Origin of the sequence: Curtobacterium sp. PhB130 (genome assembly GCF_003755165.1) — a bacterium.
In the GTDB taxonomy this organism is placed as follows: domain Bacteria; phylum Actinomycetota; class Actinomycetes; order Actinomycetales; family Microbacteriaceae; genus Curtobacterium.
Genome location: NZ_RKII01000009.1, coordinates 93,541 through 114,659, shown reverse-complemented (window position 1 = coordinate 114,659; position 21,119 = coordinate 93,541). Strand labels below are relative to the sequence as shown.

Below are 21,119 nucleotides of genomic sequence, written 5' to 3'. Positions count from 1 at the left end.
CAGGAAGGCCCAGGAGCGCGAAGGCCCCGGAGCGCGACGGGCCGGGCGCGTCCGGTCGGCGGCGGCTACCGTCGGCCGCGTGACCGCCCTCGATGCCCTCCCGCCCTCCGACGGCCGCCCCGAGCTCGTGGTGCTCCGCGCCATCAAGCTCGGCGACCTGCTCGTCGCCGTCCCCGCGCTCCGCGCGCTCCGCCGTGCCTTCCCCGACCACCGGATCAGCCTCGCCACGACGGCCTGGCTCGCGCCGGTCGTCGCGTTGGTCCCGGCCGTGGACGTACACCTCGCGCAGCAGGGCTTCGACCACCCGATCGGCGTCCCGGCCGGGGTCACCGACGTCGCGGTCAACCTGCACGGCGCCGGTCCGGAGTCCGAGGACCTCGTCGCGGCGCTCGGCGCACGACGGACGATCCACCACGGTGAGGGTGGTCCGTCCTGGGAGGACGGCCCCGTCAACGAGCGCGAGCGCTGGGTGCGGCTGCTCCGCGCGTACGACATCCCGGCCGACGCGGACGACGTCGCGATCGACCGTCCGACGGAGCCGCCGGTGGTCGACGGCGCGGCGGTCGTGCACGTGGGCGCCTTCCACGGCGCGCGGCACTGGCCGGTGGACCGCTTCGCCGAGGTGGTGCGCGGGCTCCGTCAGCGCGGGCACGACGTGGTCCTGACGGGAGGCTCGGCTGACGTGGCGCGGGCGGCCGCGGTCGCCGACGCGGCCGGGCTGCCGCCGGAGGCGGTCCTGGCTGGCGTCCTCGACCTGCAGCCGTTCGCCGCGGTGGTCGCCGCCGCCCGGGTCGTCGTCACGGTGGACACCGGTGCGGCCCACCTCGCCTCCGCGTACGGCATCCCGTCGGTCGTCCTCTTCGGCCCGGCGCCGCCCGAGGCGTGGGGACCGCCGGCGTCCGGTCCGCACGTGGTGCTGACCGACGCGTCGGTCCGTCGCGGCGACGTCTTCTCCGAGGAGCCGGACCCCGCGATCCTCGCCGTGCACGCGGTGGACGTGCTCGCGGCCGTCGACGGGCTCGGCGTGGTGCCGGCCGGTTCCGGCGCGGGTGCCGGTCCGGACGCCGCGGGCGCTCGGGCAGCGGCGAGCGTCGACCAGTAGCGTCGGGAGGACGGGCCGGAACGACCGGCGCCGTGGAGGGAGCACCGTGTTCGAAGCGGCCAACATCCGGGACTGGATCGGCCTGCCGGTCGTCGACGAGAGCGACGACAAGGTCGGGACCCTCGAGAGCATCTACTACGACACCGCGACCTCGGAGCCGGCGTTCGGCGCGCTCACGACGGGGCTCGTCGGGTTCCAGAAGCTCGTCTTCGTCCCGCTCGTCGGCGCCACCGTGACCCCGAAGAACCTGCGGGTGACCTTCGGCAAGAAGGTCGTCAAGGACGCGCCGTCGATCCCCACCGACGGTGAGCTCGACGCCGCCGCCGAGCCGGACCTGTACGCCCACTACGGCCTCCAGTACCAGACCGGCAGCGGGGGAGAGCGTCGACTCGGCCGACGTTGAGGGGGACGGCACTAGCCTGATCCCTTCCCGTCCGACCGCTCCGCACTCCCGAGGTACCGCCCTGCTCCGCTCCGTCCGTTCGACGCTGCTCGCCGCACTGGCGGTCCTCGGCGTGCTCGCCGCCGGGTCCCTGCAACCGACCGCGGCGGAGGCGGCGCCGCTCTGGCCGGTCCCGCAGCCGTACCGGGCGACGAGCGAACCGGTGGAGCAGCTCGACGGGATCGCCGCGGGCAGCGAGTACGTGGCCCTCGGCGACTCGTACTCGGCCGGGTACGGTCTCGACGACCCGACCGGCCTGCCGGTCACCGCGTGCGGGCAGTCGGCCCAGGACTACCCGCACCGGATCGCGGCCCGGTTCGGGCTCGCGCTGCACGACGTCACGTGCGGCGGAGCGACGAGCTCCGACATCACCACCGGGCACCAGTTCAAGGGCGTCCCGCCGCAGATCGAGGCGCTCTCCGACACCACCCGGCTCGTCACACTGACGATCGGCGGCAACGACGCGGACATCTTCGGCACCGCGGCGTCCTGCCTCGCGCTCTCCGCGAAGGGGCCGGTGTTCTCCGGGCGCGACGCCCCGTCCTGCCGGAGCACCCTCGTGCAGGACGGCGTGGACCAGCTCGGCGCGAAGATCCAGTCGCGCGTCGCCCTCGGCATCGCGGGCACCCTCGCCGCGATCCGGCAGGCCGCGCCGAACGCCCGGATCGTGTTCCTCGGGTACCCGGCCATCTTCCCGGACGCCGCGCACACCCCGGCGAAGGGGTGCTTCCGGTCCGCGCTCGACATCGGCACGCTCACCGGCGCGTTCCCGGCGAACTCGTACCCGTTCACCAACACCGACGTGCGGTACCTGCACGGCGTGCAGGAGGAGCTGAACGACGTCGCGAAGTCCGCCGCCGCAGCCGCCGGCGTCCGGTACGTCGACCTGTTCGCGTCGACGCAGGCCCGGTCGGCGTGCGCGACGAAGCGCCCGTACGTCTCGGGCGTGACGCTCGACTCCGCGAACGGCCTGCGCCGCATCGACCTCGAACCCGGGGCGCTGCACCCGAACACCCGCGGCGTCGCCTACCTGACCCGCCGTGTCGAGTCCGCGGTGCGGAGCCTGGCGGGCTGAGGTCGGGTCAGGCGGGGACCTCCTCGTCGTCCGGCGCGGCGTCGGTCGCTGCTGCACCGCCGGCTGTTGCACTGCCGGCTGTTGCACTGTCCGCTGCTGCAGTGCTCGCGGCCGCCTCGTGCGCGCTCGGCGGGACGACGCAGACCGGTGACACCGTTGCGCGGAGGACGTCGTGCAGCACCGAACCCGAGAGCACGTGCACGTGTCCCTGCCCGAGCACCACGAGGGAGGCCTGCCTGGTGTGCGCCGCAATGGCCCGTCCGGGGTGCCCCTCGACCAGGAGCGGTCGGACCCGGACGTCCGGGTAGCGGGCCGCCAGCACGGCGGTCGCACGCTGCAGGAGCGCCTCGTTCTGCCGGCGCCAGCGGAGCGGGTCCTCGGCGAAGTCGGTGAGCCCGGTCCGGGTCAGCACCGGCATCTCCCACGCCCGGAGGACCGTCAACCGGCGGTGCCGCCGTCGGGCCTCGTCGACGGCGATGGCCACCGCGCGCTCGTCGAGCGGTTCCTCCACCGCGAGGACCACGTCACCGTCGATCGGGTGCGGACCGTCCGGCACCACCACGGTCGGCACCGCTGACCGTTCGGCGACCCGGGCAGGACCGTTGCCGGCCGTGGAACCGCGGCGGCTCCGGAAGGTCCCGACGACGAGCAGGTCGCCCGCGTCCGACTCCCGCACCAGTGCGGCGTCCAGGGGACCCGCGTGCCGCACGATCGCGACGTCGACCCCGGGCAGGGCGTCGCGGGTCTCGTCCGCGACGTGCTCCGCCACGCGTTTGCCGTCCGACCCGACACGACCCTCGAGCGCCGGGTCGACCCCGACCACGCGGACGTGCTCGATCCCGGTCCCGGCGCGTGCCGCGACCCAGGCGATGGCCTCTTCGTGGGGACGCGCCGCGTCCGCCGCCAACGTGACCGTTCTCCAGTGCTCGTCCATCCCGATCGACCTCCTCGTCGAGATCCGCCGGGGCGTCAGGTGGCGCTCCTGGCGCGAAGCTACTCCCGCAGGGTGCCGAGCAACCAGTCCATCGCCTGCGGAACACCTGCGAGGACGGCGATGTGCCCGGCGTCCGGCCGCTCGTGGAAGGTCGCGTCGGGCAGCCCGGCCGCGAGCATCCGGCCGTGCGCGAGTGGTATCACCCGGTCCTCGACACCCTGCTCCACGAGCACCGGGACCCGGACGTCCGACAGCGCGAAGCCCCAGTCCGTCACGAACGCCAGGTCGTCGTCCGCGGCGCCCTCGCTCCCCGTCGGCCCCGCGGCCTGCGCGTCCTGACCCAGCGCCGCCCACTCGCCGTCGAGGGCTGCCCAGTCCGCGTCGGTGAACTGCGCCGGGTCGAAGCCGGCCGTCTCCGCCCAGGTGAGTCGCGCCTCCCGTCCGGATCGTGCCGAACGGAGGCCGCCGTCGTCGGCCATGCCCGCCCACCAGGCCGGCGTGTCGACGAACGGGGCGGGGGAGGCGAAGGTGGCGACCGCGGAGACGCGGTCCGGCAGCAGGGCCGCGGCAGCGAGGGCGTGCGGGCCGCCGCCGGAGCCGCCGATGGTGGCGACGCGGTCGATGCCGAGCGCGTCGAGGACCTGCTCGAGGTCGCGGGCGCCGTCGGCGACCGTGCGGCCGGGGAGGGGGTCGGCGCCGCCGAAGCCGGGGCGGGTGAGGGCGACCAGACGGATGCCGCGGGCGGTGGCGGCGGCGAGGACCGGGGCGAGGTGCCTGCCGGTGTGCGGGGTCTCGTGGTGCCACACGAGTGTGGGCGCGGCTGGGCCGGTTTCGACTGGGCTGGTTTCGGGTTGGCCGGTTTCGGGTTGGCCGCTGTCGTCGACGTGGACCGTGCGCTCGTCGCTGAGCCGGATCGCGTGCATGGCGGCGAGCGTAGTCTGCCGGCGTGGTGCGGAGTGCGGGACTGCTGCTGTACCGGACCGGCGCGTCCGGGCTCGAGGTGTTCGTCGCGCACATGGGCGGACCCTTCTGGAAGCGACGGCCACGGGCGTGGTCCATCCCGAAGGGGGAGTTCTCGGCGGACGAGCCCCCGCTGGACGCCGCCGTGCGGGAGTTCGCCGAGGAGATCGGGGTCGCCCCACCCGACGTGCACTACGAGCTGCTCGGGGAGTTCCGGCAGTCGTCCGGCAAGCGGGTCACGGTGTTCGCGGGCGCTGCGCCGGAGTTCTCGGTGTCCGCGGTCCACTCGAACACCGTGCGGCTCGAGCTGCCGCGCGGGTCCGGGCGGTTCGTCGAGGTCCCGGAGGTCGACGACGCCCGGTGGGTGCCGGTGGACGCCGCACGGTCGATGCTGGTCGCGGGGCAGGTCCCGGCGCTCGACGCGCTGGCCCTGCTTCGTCACGAGGACGTCTCGATCTGGCCCGATCCCGCGGATGCTGGTTAGCCTGAGCGAGCGCTGTGGCACACCGGCGCGCGAGCAGGGGAGCACGCATGCGTCAGTGGCGTCGTCGTCGAGTGGTCGTGGCCGGGTTGACCGGGATCGTCCTCGGAGCAGGGCTCGCACTGGGGGGAGCGACCAGCGCATCCGCGGCACCGGTCGGGCAGTGGGGTGACTTCACCGTCAGCGGCACGAACAAGGCGTACACGGGGACGATGACGATGCCCGGGTTCCCGGACACCACGTTCACGTCGAACTCCCGCCAGACGACCGTGATCAGCGGTGCGTCGACGTGGCAGGGGGCGTCGACCGGTCCCGGTGCCCGCTACGGCTCGAGCCGCGGGAACACCTACATCAACCAGCGCCCGAACAGCGACTCGCCCACCGCGGCCGCGGCGTCGACGACGACCTACACGTTCGCGACACCGACGCCCGCCGGCAGCTGGTCCTTCGTCCTCGGGGACATCGACGCCGACCAGGCGACGATCACCGCCACGGTGCAGGGCGGCGGGGTGGCGACCGGAGCCCAGCTCGGGTACCAGGGCTCCTACAACTCGTGCTCCACCGTCTCGGTCGGCGGATGGTCCTGCCCCGCCGACCCGGGCAACGTGCCCGCCGGGTCGGACGTCCCGTCGTACAACGTGTCCTCGACGGCCGGGCTGCTCGTCGGCAACGTCCAGGCGAACGACACCTCCGGCGCCACCGCCTGGTTCACGCCGACGGTCCCGCTCGACTCACTGACCATCACGTACCAGGCGCGCAGCGGGTTCCCCGTCTACCAGACCTGGTTCGCCTCCCGGACGGCGGCGCTCACCGGCACCGCGACGCTCGACGGCACCCCGATCCCCGGCGCGACGGTCACCGTCACGGCGCCGCGCGGGACTGTTTACACCACGACCACCGCGGCCGACGGCACGTACTCGTTCCCGTCGCTCCCGCAGATCGCCGGGTACACCGTGGTGGTCACCCCGCCGGACGGGGCGACACCCATCGACCAGACGGCGACGGTCTCGCTCGTCGGGGCCGACGGCACCGCTGACCGTGCCTTCGTGGCACCGACGGGCACCGCGTCCGTGATCGGTACCGTCGTCGACGAGGACGACAACCCCGTGGCCGACGTCCCGGTCGTCATCATCGACCCGTCCGACGGGTCGACCCTGGTCGAGACCACGACGAACAGCGACGGGGTCTACACCGCCTCCGGGCTGCCCGCCGAGACCGAACTCGGCGTCTCCGTCGGTGGAGCCGACCCCGTCGTGATCACCACCGGCGAATCGGGTGCAGCGCCGGTCGAACCCGACCCCATCGTCGCGCCGGCCGCCGCGGTCGCGACGATCTCCGGCACCGTCACGCTCGACGGGGCTCCGGTGGCGGCGGGGACCGTCGTCGAGCTGCTCGACGGCACAACCGTCGTCGGGAGCACCATCACCGCGGCCGATGGCTCGTACTCGTTCACAACTGTCCCCGGCGGCTACACGGTCCGGACCGTCACCCCCGCTGACGGGGCCACCGGACTCGTCTCGCGTCCCGCCGACGCGACCTCGGGGTCCGCGACCGTCGACTTCCCGTTCACGTCCCCGGTCGCACCCGTCCCCGTCACCGTGTCCCAGCCGGGTACCGTGACGGACTCGAACGGCGATCCCGCTGCGGGCATCCCCGTCACGGCCACCCCGACGGACCCGGAGGCCGGCGCTCCCGTCACCACCACGACGGGTGCCGACGGGACCTTCACACTCACCGGGCTCGCGGCGGAGACGGAGTACACCATCGTCGCGGGCACAGGGGACGGCGCAGGTGATCCTGTGACGATCACGACGCCCGCGACGGGTTCGGGCGTGCCGCTCGCCCTCGTGGTCCCGGCCGCCGCGGTGACCCCGCCGCCGACGTCCACCCCGACGCCGACGCCCACGCCGACGTCGTCACCGACCACGGTGCCGGTGTCCTCGTCGGGCGGTGGCTCCGGCTCCACCGGTGCCCTGGCGTACACGGGGGCCGACATCGGCCCGGCGGCCATCGCAGCCGGCGTGCTGGTGCTCCTCGGTGCCGGGCTGCTCACCTTCCGGGCCGCGCGCAACCGCCGCCGCACGGAGCACTTGCAGGACTGACGCGCTGCCGCACTGCCGCACCGCGCGCCGCCGCACCGCCCGCCGCCGCGGCACCGCACCGCACCGCACGAGGAATTCGACACGGCACCACGGGATCCCGTGGTGCCGTGTCGATTCCGTGGCGCGCTGCCGTCGCGGCGCCGGCCGCGAGCGCGGCTGCCGCCGCGGTGCCGGGCCGCACGCGCCCACTCCGTGCGCGCCGCGGCCGCGCGCCGGCGGCTGCTGCCCCGGAGGCGACCACACGCGGAACGACGAGTGCGCTGTCGTACGACAGCGCACTCGTCGCTGCCCCGCGTGCGCAACGACCCGCGTGCGCAATGAACGACATGGCCGCTGTCCGACGACAGCGACCATGTCGTTCCGGATCAGTTCCCGAGCCCGCCGCGCCTCCCGCGCCGCCCTGCCCCGCCCCCGCGCGCCCGCGTCAGCGCACGCGCCGCGTCCGCTGCGCGCCCGTCACCGTGGCGACGGACCCCGTCATCGTCTGGATCGCCCGGGTGATCACCGGCATGGACGTGGTGACGACGGCGAGCGAGGACGTGATCGCCTCGATCGAGGACGTCGACAGGTGCGACTGGTGCGCCGAGTGCACCGGGAAGCCCCGGCGTGCCGCGACGACCACGCCGAGCGACCCGAGCAGCACGAGGGCCCCGGCCAGGGGGAGCGTCTGCATCCCGGACAGCCCGAGCACCTGCCCACCGATCGCCGCACCGCCCGCGATGCCGATGTTCGACGCACCGTTGACCAGCGCGCCCGCGATGTCGGGGGAGACGCCCCCGGTACGGATCGCGGCGGCCATGAAGAGCGTGCCCGTCGTGCCGTTCGCCGCCATCCAGACGCCGGCGACCACCATCGTGCCGATGAGGGACCCGTGCACGAACGGCAGTGCTGCGAAGGCGGCGGCCATCGTGGCGACGGCGGCGATGAGCGTCTGCCGCGGGGCCTTGTCGACGAACATGCCGGCGAGCCACAGGCCGATCACGCCGGTGCCGCCGAGCACGAGGAGCGCGCCGCTGACCAGCCCGGACGCGAGTCCGGCGTCGATCACGTACGGCCCGATGTACGTGTACACGATGTAGTGCCCGGCGAACAGCAGCAGGTCGGCGACGACCACGGCGAGGAGCCCGGTCCGCGCCCAGGCCTTCGGGGAGCCGATGTGCGGGGACGACGTCCCGCGGACGGACGGCAGGAACGCGAAGGCCACGACGGCGAGTGCTGCGGCGCAGAGCGCGACGGCGCCGACGGCGGGACGCCACCCGATGGACTGCCCGACCCCGGTCGCGAGCGGCACCCCGACGACGAACCCGAGCGAGCTGCCGGAGTACACGAACGCGATGGCGCGCCCGGCGAGCCGCGGCGGCACGATCCGGGTGGCGTACGCGGAGGCGACCGAGAAGAAGAGCGCGTGGGCGACACCGCCGACGACCCGCCCGGCGCAGACCACGGCGAACGACGGCGCGAGCGCGACCATCAGGTTCGAGACGGCGTACCCGACGAGGGTCGCGACGAGCACGGCCTTCCGCGGGAGCCGCGCGGTGAGCGAGGTGAGGGGCAGTGCGAGCAGCGCGACGGCCGCGGCGTAGACGGTGATGACGATGCCCATGGTCGACTCGGTGACGCCGAGGTCGGAGCTCATCGTCCCGAGCAGCCCGACGGGCATGAGCTCGGTGGTGATCGCGAAGAACGTGGCGAGGCCGAGGACGGCGATGCCGACGATCGACTTCGAGGTCAGGACGGTGGTCGAGACGGACGACGTGGTCGTGGTGATGGACGCGGTGTTCGTGGACACGGGGCTGACCTCCTCAGGACGTGGTGGAGCGCGCGACGGGGACGTCACGTCGGCGACACCACGACCGGGTCGGTCGGGCTGTGCGCGCTCGCTGTGGGTGTGCGGGTGGGTGGTACGTGGTCACTCCACGGCGAGTGCGATCAATCCAGTGTTGCACGCGACTCCGCGATTGTCACAGGAGCGCTCCAACGAATTCGCTGAGCGCGGACCGTGGGGACGCCGTGGAACGGACCGACCGCGCCGACCGCGCCACCGGGCACCCGGCACGTTCAGAACGAGTTCGTCACCGTCCCACGGACGCCGCCGCCCGAGAGGTTCACCGTCAGCGTCCCGCTGAGCGACGACGCCGAGAGCGACACGGCACCGTGCAGTGCGTCCTCCCGCGGGTAGCACGCGCTCGTGGCCTGCAGCCGGTCCGCCGTCGCCACCAGGCAGATCGTCGAACGGTCCGTCCCGACCCCGGCCCACACGTTCCACGGCGTCGCCGCGTCGTCCCCGCTCAGCGACCGGTTCGTGAACACGAGCCGCGTGGTGTGCAGGCTCACCGGCGCCTCGAGCGACCCGGGCAGCTGGTCCGCGTACGTCTGCGGGGCGTCGAGCAGCTGCTGGAGCGTGATGGTGCCGGCGGTCGGCGTGACCGACGGTGACGACGGGGCCACCGGGTGCACCGTCCCGATCGCCAGACCCGTCCCGAACGCGACGACGACGGCCGCCGCGGCACCCCCGGCGAGCCACGGCCGCGCCCGCGCGCTCCGCACCACGCGCAGCACCCGTGGCCAGACCCGCGACCACCGACCGGTCGCCGGCTCGTGGAGCGGCTCCCGTTCACCGCCCTCGGACGGGAGGCCCGGATCACCTTCCGACATCGGCTGCCGCTCCGGCGTGGGGTCGGCCTCCATTGCGGCGCGCACCTCCGCCGGTCGGCTCGCGTCCGCGCTCGGCGCATCCGAGGCCGTGCGTGCGGAGCGGGGCTCTGCGGGACCCGAGCGCGACGGGCGAGGGTCCACCGCCGCCGCGCGTGCAGGCCGGCGCCGTCCGGAGTCCAGGTCCGCGAGCGCGATCCGGGCGCGAGCGGCCTCTGCCTCGCTCGATCCCGAGCCCCACGCGACGCGTTCCAGGCGCGCTCGTTCCAGGTCGGTGTCGCGGTCGTCCTCGGCCATGCGCACTCCCGGTTCCCGGTCGCTGCTCTCTCTCGCGTTCAATGGTGGCACTCGGCGCCCCGGTGCGCGCACCGGATCGGCCGGTCGCACGCACCCAGTCCAGGGGAGTACGACGGCTCCATGAGCGATGCACGCGAACCCGACCCCGAGGTCCTCGAACCGGTCAGCCACGACGCGACCTCCGGCGAGGCCGACTACGTCGCGACGAACCCGGGCGGCAGCGGCACCGAGCGGCACAACCCCCTCCCGGAAGAGGAGCAGGGTCGCGGCACCGAGTACGACCCAGTCGACCAGGGCCCCGAGCACGAGGGCTGACCGGCGCTACGCCAGCGCCGGCCGCAGGACCGCGCGCTCGGCCAACGTCCACGCCGCGCTCGTGACGACGTAGAGCGCGGCCGCGAGCGGTGCGATCGCCGCGAACACGACCGTGACGAACGGCGCGAACCGCCCGATCGCCGCCGTCGCCGCAGCCCCGGGCACGTCCGGCGCACCGTCTGCTCCGGGCACGGCAGCGGGGTTCCACCGCAGGTTCGCCCGCCGGGTCAGCTCGACGAGCACCACCAGCACCGCGAGGAGCAGCACCACGACCCAGGCGTGCACCCACAGCGGCGAGGTCACGACGGCGACGAAGGAGTGACCGAGCGGGATGCCGGCGAGCGTCGCCTCGAGCAGCGTGTTCGTCGCGCCGGCGATGCTCGCGTGGGTGAACAGGGCGTAGAGCATCGACACGACCGGCGCCTGCGCGAGCACGGGCAGACACCCGGCGAGCGGTGACACCTGCTCGGCGGTGTAGAGCTCCCGCATCGCGCGCTGCAGTCGCTCGGCGTCCTTCCCGTGGCGCTTCCGCAGCGCGGCGACCTGTGGCGCGAGCCGACGGCGGTCCCGTTCGGCGCGGACCTGCAGCACGGACAGCGGGACGAGCACGGCCCGGACGGCAATGGTGAGGAGCACGACGGCGAGCGCGGCCCCGAGCGGTCCGGCGACGGGGGAGAGTGCCCCGGAGAGCGTGGCGAGCAGGTCGGCCCCGAGGTGCAGCAGGGGTCCGACGACGGGCAGGGTGGAGAGGTCCATGACGTTCCGATCGATGAGGGTGACGGGGGTCGGCGAGCGACCCGGCACCGATCGGTGTCAGGTCGCGGGGACGGCTCCCGGTGCCCGCGGACGGGCGTGCCCCTCGGCGTCGGGGTGGCTCCACGCGATGCGCGTCACCAGGTCGAGCGGTCGGCGCCCGGGGATCCCGACGCGACCGGGTGCGACGCCCAGCACGAGCGCGAGCACCTGTGCGACGAGGACGGCGGCGGCGACCGCGGCGACCCCGAGGCCCGCCAGTGCGAGCATCGGCAGCGCGCCGGAGGCGGGGTCGACGAGGAGCAGCGCGGCGACGGCGCGCAGGAACACCTCGATGACGGCCATGGTCCGTTCAGCGTAGCCCCGCGTGCCGCTCGGGAGGAACGCCCTGGTCAGGGGATGATCACGACATGAGCGCAGGTTCCCCGAGCACCCCCGCCACGCTCGCGTTGGAGCGCGCCGGGGTCCCCTTCACCCCGCACGTCTACGAACACCACGAGACGGCGACCAACTTCGGGGAAGAGGCCGCAGCCGCGCTCGGACTCCGCGAGGAGCAGGTGTTCAAGACCCTCGTGGTGTCGGTGGACGGCACCCTCGCGGTCGCGATCGTCCCGGTGGCGAACCGCCTGGACCTCAAGGCGATCGCCGCGGCCGTCGGCGGGAAGAGGGCGACCCTTGCCGACCCGGCCCTGGCGGAGAAGCGCACCGGCTACGTCGTCGGTGGCATCAGCCCGGTCGGGCAGCGGTCCCGGATCCGCACGGTCCTCGACGTCTCGGCGGAGACGTACCCGACGATTTTCGTGTCGGGTGGTCGTCGTGGGTTCGACATCGAGATCGCCCCGAGCGACCTCCAGGCGGTCACCGACGCGACCACCGCGGCGATCGCCCGGACCTGAGTCGGGTCGCCGCAACTTTCTCCGACGACCGGGAATGACCCGGCGCCCCCTGCGTTGCATTGAGTCGAAGGCACTCAAGTTCCCAGGAGGTCCCGTTGCCAGAGACGTTCGGCCCGACCGGCGGCAGTGACTCGTTCGACGAGTTCCTCGCCCGCCTCCTCGCAGCCCAGAACACCGGCGCCCAGCGATCCGTACCGCTGGGACGGCCGGTCGACATCACCCGGCTCCTCAGCCGACGCACCCACGAGATGCTCCAGCACACCGCCGAGTACGCGGTGGAGCAGGGGCAGCGCGAGATCGACGCACTGCACATCCTGCACGTCCTGATCCGCACCCAGCCGTTCGACGCCGTGATCCGCTCCGGCGGAGTCGACCCCGAGCGCCTCGCCGACGAGGTCGAACAGCGTCTGCCCGCCCCGTCCGACGAGCGCATCGAGGGCCGCCCGGCCCTGACCCCGTCCGCGCAGCGGATCCTCGTCGAGGCCACCCAGGCCGCGCGCGGCTTCGGCAGCACGTACACGGACCCCGAGCACGTCTTCTTCGCGCTCGTCATGGACCAGGAGACCGTCACCGGTCAGCTCCTCGCGGGCGCCGGCGTCACCCCCGCGGTCATGCAGTCCTACGCACAGCAGGCCGCCGACGCGGCACGAGAGGGGCGCCCGATGCCCGGCACCACCGAAGCCGACGAGCAGCAGAGCGACACCCCGACGCTCGAACAGTTCGGCACCGACCTCACCGAGCGCGCCCGTGACGGACGCATCGACCCGGTGATCGGCCGCGCCGACGAGATCGAGCAGACCGTCGAGATCCTGCTCCGTCGCACCAAGAACAACCCCGTGCTGATCGGCGAGCCCGGCGTCGGCAAGACCGCGATCGTCGAGGGCCTCGCCCAGCGCATCGCCGACGGCGACGTCCCGAGCCTGCTCCAGGGCAAGCGCGTGGTCGCACTCGACCTCGCCGGCATGCTCTCGGGCACCCGCTACCGCGGTGACTTCGAGGAGCGCCTCACCAAGGCGATGGACGAGATCGCCGCGCACGCGGACGAGCTCATCGTCTTCGTCGACGAGCTCCACACCGTCGTCGGTGCGGGTGGCGGCGGCGAGGGCGGATCGATGGACGCCGGCAACATCCTCAAGCCGCGCCTGGCGCGCGGCGACCTGCACATGGTCGGTGCGACGACCCTCAAGGAGTACCGCCGCATCGAGAAGGACGCCGCACTCGAGCGCCGCTTCCAGCCGGTCACGGTGGGGGAGCCGAGCGTCGAGGACGCCGTCGCGATCCTCACCGGCCTCGCGCCGCGCTACGCCGACCACCACGGTGTGACCTACACCGACGACGCCCTCCGTGCCGCCGTGGAGCTCTCCCACCGCTACGTCACCGACCGGCACCTGCCGGACAAGGCGATCGACCTCATCGACCAGGCCGGCGCACGCCGCCGACTCGCCCGCTCGGGCGACGTGGACGTCGACGCGCTGCGTGCCGAGGTCGCGGACCTGACGGTCCAGAAGGACCGCGCGGTGGCCGAGGAGCTGTACGAGGACGCGTCCCGTCTGCGCGACCAGATGGTCGAACTGGAGGCTCGCATCACCGCCGCCTCGTCGGCGGACGCGACCCGTGCCTCCCGTCCGGAGCAGCTGGGCACGTCGATCACGGAGGCCGACATCGCAGCCGTGGTGTCCCGGGCCACCGGGATCCCGGCCACCCGGCTCACGCAGGGCGACCGGACGCGGCTCGCCGTCCTTGAGGACGAGCTGCACGAGCGTGTGATCGGCCAGGACGACGCGGTGCGCGCCATCGCGACCGCTGTCCGGCGCAGCCGGACCGGCATGGGCGACCCGGACCGACCGGTGGGGAGCTTCCTGTTCCTCGGACCGACCGGTGTCGGCAAGACCGAGCTGGCGAAGGCGCTCGCATCCTCGCTGTTCGGTGACGAGTCGGCGATGCTCCGCTTCGACATGAGCGAGTTCGGCGAGCGGCACACCGTGTCGCGGCTGGTCGGTGCCCCTCCCGGGTACGTCGGCTACGACGAGGCCGGGCAGCTCACCGAGCGCGTCCGTCGGAACCCGTACTCGGTGATCCTGCTCGACGAGGTCGAGAAGGCGCACCCGGACGTGTTCAACCTGCTGCTGCAGGTGCTCGACGACGGGCGGCTCACCGACGGCCAGGGCCGGACGGTCGACTTCCGGAACACGGTCGTGATCATGACGTCGAACATCGGGTCCGAGCTCCTCGCGTCGCGCTCCGGCGCCCTCGGGTTCTCGGCGTCCGCGGACGGCGGGTACTCGGACGAGGACCTGCGCCAGCGGGTGATGGGCAAGCTCCGCGAGTCGATGCGGCCGGAGTTCATCAACCGGATCGACGACATCGTGCTGTTCCGCAAGCTCGACCCGTCGCAGCTCCGGTCCATCGTGTCGCTGCTGCTGGCGGAGACCTCGTTGCGGCTCATCGCGCAGGACATGGTCCTGTCGGTGTCCGACGAGGCCGTCGACTGGCTCGCCGAGCACGGGTACGAGCCGGAGTACGGCGCCCGCCCGCTCCGGCGCCTGATCCAGCGCGAGGTCGACGACCGCATCGCGACGCTGGTCGTGGACGGTGCCGTGCAGGCCGGTGACACGGTGCAGATCGCCGTGGACGGGGACGCACTCGTCGCCCGCGCCACCGCACCGGTCGTCGCATAGCGCGTCGCCCACAATGGATGAACGCCCCGGGACCACCACGGTCCCGGGGCGTTCTCGTGTGTTCGGGAGTGCAATTTGCCGCCATCCCGAAAAAGAGGTTGCGCGGTCTCGCAGAATGCCGCTACTGTGCAAGCACCACTTCACCGATCCGCTCCGAAAGGGGGCCAACAATGTTCACCATGCAGACGCCGTTCCGTGCAGTCCGTGGGATCACCGGTGCCCCGTTCGCCGGGTCCCGCTGACGCGGAGCGTTCCTCGCCACACCTGACACGCAACCGCTGAGCGCTGCTCGCGGTCGCTGCTCCGGGAGCTGACCGTCGGTCGTTCGAAGTCGCTGTTCGCGCTTCGTCCGAGCGGCGCTCGAAATGCACCCGGAAATGTCGGTGGTCACTGGGACGCTTCCCGTGTCACAAATCGCGGCCCGCGTGACCTGCGGGTCGATTCTCCATTCGCGTATTCATTCGCATGCATGGGTTTCTTCGCCATGCCCTCTTTGTTCAAACACTCTTCATCGAACGGTGACCACGATGTCAACGAAGTCCGTCCTCCGTCCGCCCGGCACGACGCTCGAACCCCGGAAGGTCTCCCTGACCGACCGGATCGCGCTCCGTGTCGGGATGGCACTCATCATCTGGAGCCGCCGCACCCGGCGTGTGCGGCCTCCGGTCGACCCGGCCCTGGTGGCCGAGCTCGAGCGCGAGCGCGCCGAGCGGGAAGCCGAGTGGGCCATGCTCGGCATCGGGATGCGCGCCTGGCGCTGAGCGCCGCCGCGCGCTGCCGGCGCCGGCGCGGCCCGTACGGTTGAGGGATGACCGAAACCGCGTCCGACCTCGTCCAGCGCCTCACCGCGATCGTCCACGACTTCCCGAAGCCCGGGATCCTGTTCCGTGACGTGACACCGGTGTTCGCGGACCCGGTGGCGTTCGGCCGCGTGTGTGAAGCACTCGCCGCGCCGTTCGCGATCGGTGCGGGTTTCGCGGCCGTCGCCGGCATCGAGGCGCGCGGGTTCGCCCTGGCCGGCGGCATCGCGGCGCAGCACCAGGTCGGCGTGCTCACGGTCCGGAAGGCCGGCAAGCTCCCCGGAGAGGTCCTCAGCGAGCAGTACGCGCTCGAGTACGGGGAGGCCGAGCTCGAGCTGCGCCCGGCCCAGCTCCCCGCGGGCACCCGGGTCCTCGTCGTCGACGACGTCCTGGCCACGGGCGGCACCGCGTCCGCCAGCATCACCCTGCTCGAGCGCGCGGGGTACGAGGCGATCGGCTTCGCCGCGCTGCTCGAGCTCGACGGGCTCGCCGGCCGCGAACGCCTCGAGCCGCGCCTGCCCGTCACCACGCTCGGCGTCGTCCCGGCCTGAACGGCCCCGGTCGCCGACTAGCATTGCTCCACCACCAGATCGAGGGAGTTCCACCATCGTGACCGAGTCAGTCGCCCCCGCACCCGACGACGCGCCCCAGGCGCCCGAGCCCGTGACCGCGACGACCACGACGACGGGCACCGAGCTCTTCGACGGCGTCCGTGGCGTCGTCGCGATCCGCGTGGCCGGGGTCCTCAAGGACCTCGCTGCCGAAGTGCAGGCGGGCGAGACCGCCGAGCCGGTCACCCTCGACGAGCAGGACGGCCTCGACATCCTGCGCCACTCCGCCGCGCACGTCCTCGCGCAGGCGGTGCAGCAGATCAACCCGGACGCCAAGCTCGGGATCGGTCCGCCGGTCACCGACGGCTTCTACTACGACTTCGACGTCGCCGAGCCCTTCACCCCGGAGGACCTCAAGGCGATCGAGAAGGGCATGGACCGCATCATCAAGCAGGCCCAGCGCTTCCGTCGCGTCGTCGTCACGGACGAGCAGGCCCGCGAGCTGATGGCGGGGGAGCCCTACAAGCAGGAGCTCATCGGCCTGAAGGGCGCCGCTTCCGACGGCGACTCCGGCGAGAGCGTCGAGGTCGGCGCCGGCGAGCTCACCGTCTACGAGAACGTCGACCCGAAGAGCGGCGAGGTCCTCTGGCAGGACCTCTGCCGCGGCCCGCACGTCCCGCACACCCGCTGGATCGGCAACGCCGCGAAGCTCATGCGCGTCGCCGCCGCGTACTGGCGCGGCTCCGAGAAGAACCCGCAGCTGCAGCGCATCTACGGCACCGCATGGCCCGACAAGGACCAGCTGAAGGCGTACCTGGTCCGGCTCGAGGAAGCGGCCAAGCGCGACCACCGCAAGCTCGGTGCCGAGCTCGACCTGTTCTCGTTCCCGGACGAGATCGGTTCCGGACTGGCGATCTTCCACCCCAAGGGCGGCATCATCCGCCGTGAGATGGAGGACTACTCGCGCCGTCGGCACGAGCAGAACGGCTACTCGTTCGTCTACACGCCCCACATCACCAAGGGCGACCTCTTCGAGACCTCCGGGCACCTCGGCTGGTACAAGGACGGCATGTTCCCGGCCATGCACATGGACGAGGCGAAGGACGAGGACGGCAACGTCACCCGCCAGGGCGCCGACTACTACCTCAAGCCGATGAACTGCCCGATGCACATCCTGGCGTACCGGTCGCAGCCGCGCTCCTACCGCGACCTGCCGCTCCGGATGTTCGAGTTCGGCACGGTCTACCGCAACGAGAAGTCCGGCGTGATCCACGGCCTCACCCGGGTCCGCGGCATGACCCAGGACGACGCGCACATCTTCACGACGAAGGAGCGCATGAAGGAAGAGCTCACCACGACGCTCGAGTTCGTGCTCTCGCTGCTGCGCGACTACGGCCTCGACGACTTCTACCTCGAGCTCTCCACCAAGGACCCGGAGAAGTACGTCGGCGACGACGACGTCTGGGAAGAAGCGACGAACACCCTGCGGGAAGTCGCCGAGGAGTCCGGGCTCGAGCTCGTGCCGGACCCCGCCGGCGCCGCGTTCTACGGCCCGAAGATCTCCGTCCAGGCTCGTGACGCCATCGGCCGCACCTGGCAGATGTCCACGGTGCAGCTCGACTTCAACCTCCCCGAGCGCTTCGGCATCGAGTACGCGGCGGCGGACGGCACCCGGCAGCGCCCGGTGATGATCCACCGCGCCCTGTTCGGCTCGATCGAGCGGTTCTTCGGCGTGCTCACCGAGCACTACGCCGGCGCGTTCCCGGCGTGGCTCGCCCCGGTCCAGGTCGTCGGCATCCCGGTCGCGGAAGAGTACGGCGACTACCTCGACGAGGTGATCGCGAAGCTCCGCACCCACGGTGTCCGCGCCGAGGTCGACCACTCGGACGACCGCATGCAGAAGAAGATCCGCACGCACACCAAGCAGAAGGTCCCGTTCCAGCTCATCGCCGGCGGGGACGACCGTGACGCCGGTGCCGTGAGCTTCCGCTTCCGCGACGGCCGTCAGGACAACGGCGTGCCCGTCGACGAAGCGGTGGAGCGAATCCTCACCGCGATCCGCGAGCGCGCGCAGGTCTGATGCCGGAGCAGCACGACGATCCGCTGGTCATCCGGGACGCGGCCACCGAGGCCGCCGTCCCGGATGCCTTCCAGCGCCTCTGGAACCCGCACCGGATGGCCTACATCGACTCCGGCCGGGCCGGGGAAGGCCGTGGCCACCGGGACGACTGCCCGTTCTGCGAGGCGCCGGCGAAGTCCGACGAGGACGCCCTGATCGTCGCCAGGGGCGAGCACGCCTACGTGCTGCTCAACCTCTACCCGTACAACAACGGGCACCTGCTGGTCTGCCCCTACCGGCACACCCCGCTCTACGACGAGGCAACCCCCGACGAACTCCGGGAGATCGGCGAGCTGACCCAGACCACGATGCGGGTGCTGCGGGAGGTCTCGCACTGCGACGGCTTCAACATCGGCATGAACCAGGGCGAGGTGGCGGGTGCCGGGGTCGCCGGACACCTGCACCAGCACATCGTGCCGCGGTGGCAGTCCGACTCGAACTTCTTCCCGATCATCGCCAGGACGAAGTCGATGTCCCAGCTGCTCGGGGACACCCGTCGGCTCGTCGCGGAAGCCTGGCCCGCCGCGCACTAGACTGGTCGCCATCATGAGCGACAGCACCAGCACCCCCGGCCAGAACGTCAACGGCACGTCGATCACCGGCTCCTCCCGTGTCAAGCGCGGTCTCGCGGAGATGCTCAAGGGCGGCGTCATCATGGACGTCGTCGACGCCGAGCAGGCCCGCATCGCGGAAGAAGCCGGCGCGACCGCGGTCATGGCCCTCGAGCGCGTCCCCGCCGACATCCGTGCGCAGGGCGGCGTCGCCCGCATGTCCGACCCCTCGATGATCGAGGAGATCATCGCAGCGGTGTCGATCCCCGTCATGGCGAAGGCCCGTATCGGCCACTTCGTCGAGGCCCAGGTCCTGCAGGAGCTCGGCGTCGACTACATCGACGAGTCCGAAGTGCTCTCGCCCGCCGACTACCTCAACCACATCGACAAGTGGAAGTTCACCACCCCCTTCGTCTGCGGTGCCACCAACCTCGGCGAAGCGCTCCGCCGCATCACCGAAGGTGCGGCCATGATCCGCTCCAAGGGTGAAGCCGGCACCGGTGACGTGTCCGAGGCGACGAAGCACATCCGCACCATCTCGAAGGAGATCGCGGCGCTCCGCAACCTCCGTCCCGACGAGCTCTACGTCGCGGCGAAGGAACTGCAGGCCCCGATCGACGTCGTGCAGGAAGTCGCCGAGACCGGCAAGCTCCCCGTCGTGCTCTTCACCGCCGGTGGTGTCGCCACCCCGGCCGACGCCGCGATGATGATGCAGCTCGGCGCGGACGGCGTCTTCGTCGGCTCGGGCATCTTCAAGTCCGGCGACCCGGCGGCCCGCGCTGCTGCGATCGTCAAGGCCACGACCTTCCACGACGACCCCAAGGTCATCGCCGAGGTCTCGCGTGGTCTGGGTGAGGCGATGGTCGGCATCAACGTCGCCGACGTCCCCGCACCGCACCGCCTCGCCGAGCGTGGCTGGTAGTCCGACGGCCGGCGCGGCACCCCGCATCGGGGTGCTCGCGTTGCAGGGCGACTTCCGCGAGCACATCGCGTCGCTGACGGCGCTCGGGGCAGAGGTGGTGCCGCTCCGTCGTCCGGAGGAGATCGCGTCGCTCCACGGCGTCGTGATCCCCGGCGGCGAGTCGAGCGTGATGGACAAGCTGTCCCGCGCGTTCGGTGTCGCGGAGCCCCTGTCCGAGGCGATCCGCGACGGGCTGCCGACGTACGGCACCTGCGCCGGCATGATCATGCTGAGCGATCGCATCACCAACGCGATCGGCGGCCAGCAGACCCTCGGGATCCTCGACACGACGGTCCGGCGCAACGCATTCGGCAGCCAGAACGACTCCTTCGAGACCGACATCCCGATGCCCGACCTCGGCGACGCCCCGGTGCACGCGGTGTTCATCCGCGCACCCGTGGTGGAGGAGCACGGTGACGGCGTGCACGTGCTCGGTGCCCTGTCGGACGGCCAGGTCGTCGCGGTGCAGCAGGGCAACGTCATCGCGAGTGCGTTCCACCCGGAGGTCGCGGGGGAAGACCGCTTCCACCGCCGCTTCCTGGACCTGGTCCGGAACGCCTGACCCGGCCACGGGGCGCGCCAGCGTGGCCCGGCCACTTGTCCACAGGCCCTGCGCGCCGGACGTGCACCGAGCCTCCAGGCCGTAAACTCAACCTGACTTTCCGCAAGACGCAAGGAGAACCGTGTCCGGGCATTCCAAGTGGGCGACGACGAAGCACAAGAAGGCCGTCATCGACGGCCGACGTGCCAAGTCGTTCGCGAAGCTCATCAAGAACATCGAGGTCGCCGCGAAGATGGGCGGTGCCGACATGTCGGGCAACCCGACCCTCGTCGACGCCGTGCAGAAGGCCAAGAAGACCTCGGTCCCCAACGACAACATCGACCGCGCGATCAAGCGCGGCGCCGGCCTGACCGGTGAGTCGATCGAGTACACGACGATCATGTACGAGGGCTACGCCCCGAACGGCGTCGCGATGCTCATCGAGTGCCTCACCGACAACAAGAACCGTGCAGCGGCCGAAGTCCGCACCGCGATGTCGCGGAACGGCGGCACCATGGCCGACCCGGGCAGCGTCGCCTACAACTTCTCCCGCAAGGGCGTCATCTCGGTGACGAAGGTCGACGGCCTGTCCGAAGACGACGTCATGACGGCCGTGCTCGACGCCGGTGTCGAAGACGTCATCGACCAGGGCGGCGGCTTCGAGGTCATCACCGAAGCATCCGACCTCGTCACGGCCCGCACCGCGCTGCAGGACGCCGGCATCGACTACGACTCCGCCGACGCCGAGTTCGTCCCCGGTCTCAAGGTCCCGGTCGACGCCGAGACGGCACGCAAGGTGTTCCGGCTCATCGACGCGCTCGAAGACAGCGACGACGTCCAGAACGTCTACGCGAACTTCGACATCCCCGCCGACGTCCAGGCCGAGCTCGACGAGGACGAGGACTAGGC

At 72.2% G+C, this 21,119-nt stretch carries 21 protein-coding genes; 15 read left to right on the top strand and 6 right to left on the bottom strand.

The genetic code is table 11. The annotated features are described in order from the left end of the window. Positions 1-79: 79 nt before the first annotated feature. The 3 genes from EDF24_RS13950 to EDF24_RS13940 all read left to right on the top strand — a co-directional run bounded on the left by EDF24_RS13950 (position 80) and on the right by EDF24_RS13940 (position 2,619). Positions 80-1,102, top strand: coding sequence for a glycosyltransferase family 9 protein (locus EDF24_RS13950; RefSeq protein WP_123703636.1), 1,023 nt, complete (start codon positions 80-82; stop codon positions 1,100-1,102). A gap of 46 nt (positions 1,103-1,148) precedes the next feature. Next, complete coding sequence (locus tag EDF24_RS13945; protein WP_123653410.1) at positions 1,149-1,505, top strand: PRC-barrel domain-containing protein; 357 nt, start codon at positions 1,149-1,151, stop codon at positions 1,503-1,505. A gap of 112 nt (positions 1,506-1,617) precedes the next feature. Next, positions 1,618-2,619 (top strand): SGNH/GDSL hydrolase family protein, encoded by a 1,002-nt coding sequence (locus EDF24_RS13940; RefSeq protein ID WP_185021674.1) that lies wholly within the window; start codon positions 1,618-1,620, stop codon positions 2,617-2,619. 7 nt (positions 2,620-2,626) lie between these two features. Here EDF24_RS13940 and EDF24_RS13935 read toward each other — a convergent pair whose 3' ends face one another. Continuing rightward, a complete protein-coding gene (locus tag EDF24_RS13935) occupies positions 2,627-3,553 on the bottom strand; it encodes a universal stress protein (RefSeq protein ID WP_123703632.1) in 927 nt (308 codons plus the stop codon). 59 nt (positions 3,554-3,612) lie between these two features. Then, entirely contained in the window at positions 3,613-4,476 is an 864-nt protein-coding gene (locus EDF24_RS13930) for an alpha/beta fold hydrolase (protein ID WP_123703630.1), read from the bottom strand. A gap of 23 nt (positions 4,477-4,499) precedes the next feature. On the opposite strand from EDF24_RS13930, the gene EDF24_RS13925 reads away from it, so the two are divergent. Beyond that, positions 4,500-4,997 (top strand): NUDIX domain-containing protein, encoded by a 498-nt coding sequence (locus tag EDF24_RS13925; protein ID WP_123703628.1) that lies wholly within the window; start codon positions 4,500-4,502, stop codon positions 4,995-4,997. A gap of 47 nt (positions 4,998-5,044) precedes the next feature. Next, on the top strand, positions 5,045-7,096 hold the full coding sequence (locus EDF24_RS13920) for a carboxypeptidase regulatory-like domain-containing protein (RefSeq protein ID WP_123703626.1): 2,052 nt from the start codon (positions 5,045-5,047) through the stop codon (positions 7,094-7,096). A gap of 424 nt (positions 7,097-7,520) precedes the next feature. Here EDF24_RS13920 and EDF24_RS13915 read toward each other — a convergent pair whose 3' ends face one another. Further along, positions 7,521-8,885, bottom strand: coding sequence for an MFS transporter (locus EDF24_RS13915; protein ID WP_123703624.1), 1,365 nt, complete (start codon positions 8,883-8,885; stop codon positions 7,521-7,523). A 269-nt stretch (positions 8,886-9,154) separates the two neighbouring features. Then, entirely contained in the window at positions 9,155-10,045 is an 891-nt protein-coding gene (locus tag EDF24_RS13910; RefSeq protein ID WP_123703622.1) for a hypothetical protein, read from the bottom strand. Between the two features lie 120 nt (positions 10,046-10,165). Between EDF24_RS13910 and EDF24_RS13905 the strand changes: the two genes are divergently transcribed. Next, positions 10,166-10,360, top strand: a complete 195-nt coding sequence (locus EDF24_RS13905; protein WP_123703620.1) for a hypothetical protein — start codon at positions 10,166-10,168, stop codon at positions 10,358-10,360. A gap of 6 nt (positions 10,361-10,366) precedes the next feature. Here the strand turns inward: EDF24_RS13905 and EDF24_RS13900 are convergent, their stop codons facing one another. Both EDF24_RS13900 and EDF24_RS13895 read right to left on the bottom strand, forming a co-directional pair. Continuing rightward, positions 10,367-11,116 carry a membrane protein insertase YidC gene (locus tag EDF24_RS13900; protein WP_123704079.1) on the bottom strand — a complete coding sequence of 250 codons (750 nt, stop codon included), beginning with the start codon at positions 11,114-11,116 and terminating at the stop codon, positions 10,367-10,369. A 57-nt stretch (positions 11,117-11,173) separates the two neighbouring features. Next, positions 11,174-11,458, bottom strand: a complete 285-nt coding sequence (locus tag EDF24_RS13895; protein ID WP_123703618.1) for a DUF6412 domain-containing protein — start codon at positions 11,456-11,458, stop codon at positions 11,174-11,176. A 65-nt stretch (positions 11,459-11,523) separates the two neighbouring features. On the opposite strand from EDF24_RS13895, the gene ybaK reads away from it, so the two are divergent. From ybaK to EDF24_RS13850, 9 genes are all read left to right on the top strand, one after another. Further along, on the top strand, positions 11,524-12,009 hold the full coding sequence (gene ybaK / locus EDF24_RS13890; protein WP_123703616.1) for a Cys-tRNA(Pro) deacylase: 486 nt from the start codon (positions 11,524-11,526) through the stop codon (positions 12,007-12,009). 95 nt (positions 12,010-12,104) lie between these two features. Beyond that, positions 12,105-14,687, top strand: coding sequence for an ATP-dependent Clp protease ATP-binding subunit (locus EDF24_RS13885; RefSeq protein WP_123703614.1), 2,583 nt, complete (start codon positions 12,105-12,107; stop codon positions 14,685-14,687). 527 nt (positions 14,688-15,214) lie between these two features. Beyond that, positions 15,215-15,448 (top strand): hypothetical protein, encoded by a 234-nt coding sequence (locus EDF24_RS13880; RefSeq protein ID WP_123653423.1) that lies wholly within the window; start codon positions 15,215-15,217, stop codon positions 15,446-15,448. Positions 15,449-15,495: 47 nt separating this feature from the next. Next, a complete protein-coding gene (locus EDF24_RS13875) occupies positions 15,496-16,038 on the top strand; it encodes an adenine phosphoribosyltransferase (protein WP_123653424.1) in 543 nt (180 codons plus the stop codon). 112 nt (positions 16,039-16,150) lie between these two features. Next, entirely contained in the window at positions 16,151-18,118 is a 1,968-nt protein-coding gene (gene thrS, locus EDF24_RS13870) for a threonine--tRNA ligase (protein WP_123704077.1), read from the top strand. Continuing rightward, complete coding sequence (locus EDF24_RS13865; RefSeq protein WP_123703610.1) at positions 18,118-18,690, top strand: HIT domain-containing protein; 573 nt, start codon at positions 18,118-18,120, stop codon at positions 18,688-18,690. The genes thrS and EDF24_RS13865 overlap by 1 nt, the downstream gene beginning before the upstream one ends. Positions 18,691-18,703: 13 nt before the next feature. Next, positions 18,704-19,630 carry a pyridoxal 5'-phosphate synthase lyase subunit PdxS gene (pdxS, locus tag EDF24_RS13860; protein ID WP_123653426.1) on the top strand — a complete coding sequence of 309 codons (927 nt, stop codon included), beginning with the start codon at positions 18,704-18,706 and terminating at the stop codon, positions 19,628-19,630. Beyond that, positions 19,620-20,231: a pyridoxal 5'-phosphate synthase glutaminase subunit PdxT gene (gene pdxT / locus EDF24_RS13855; RefSeq protein ID WP_123703608.1), complete on the top strand. Its 612-nt coding sequence runs from the start codon at positions 19,620-19,622 to the stop codon at positions 20,229-20,231. Before pdxS ends, pdxT begins: the two co-directional genes overlap by 11 nt. Positions 20,232-20,352: 121 nt before the next feature. After that, complete coding sequence (locus EDF24_RS13850; RefSeq protein ID WP_123653428.1) at positions 20,353-21,117, top strand: YebC/PmpR family DNA-binding transcriptional regulator; 765 nt, start codon at positions 20,353-20,355, stop codon at positions 21,115-21,117. Positions 21,118-21,119: the final 2 nt, after the last annotated feature.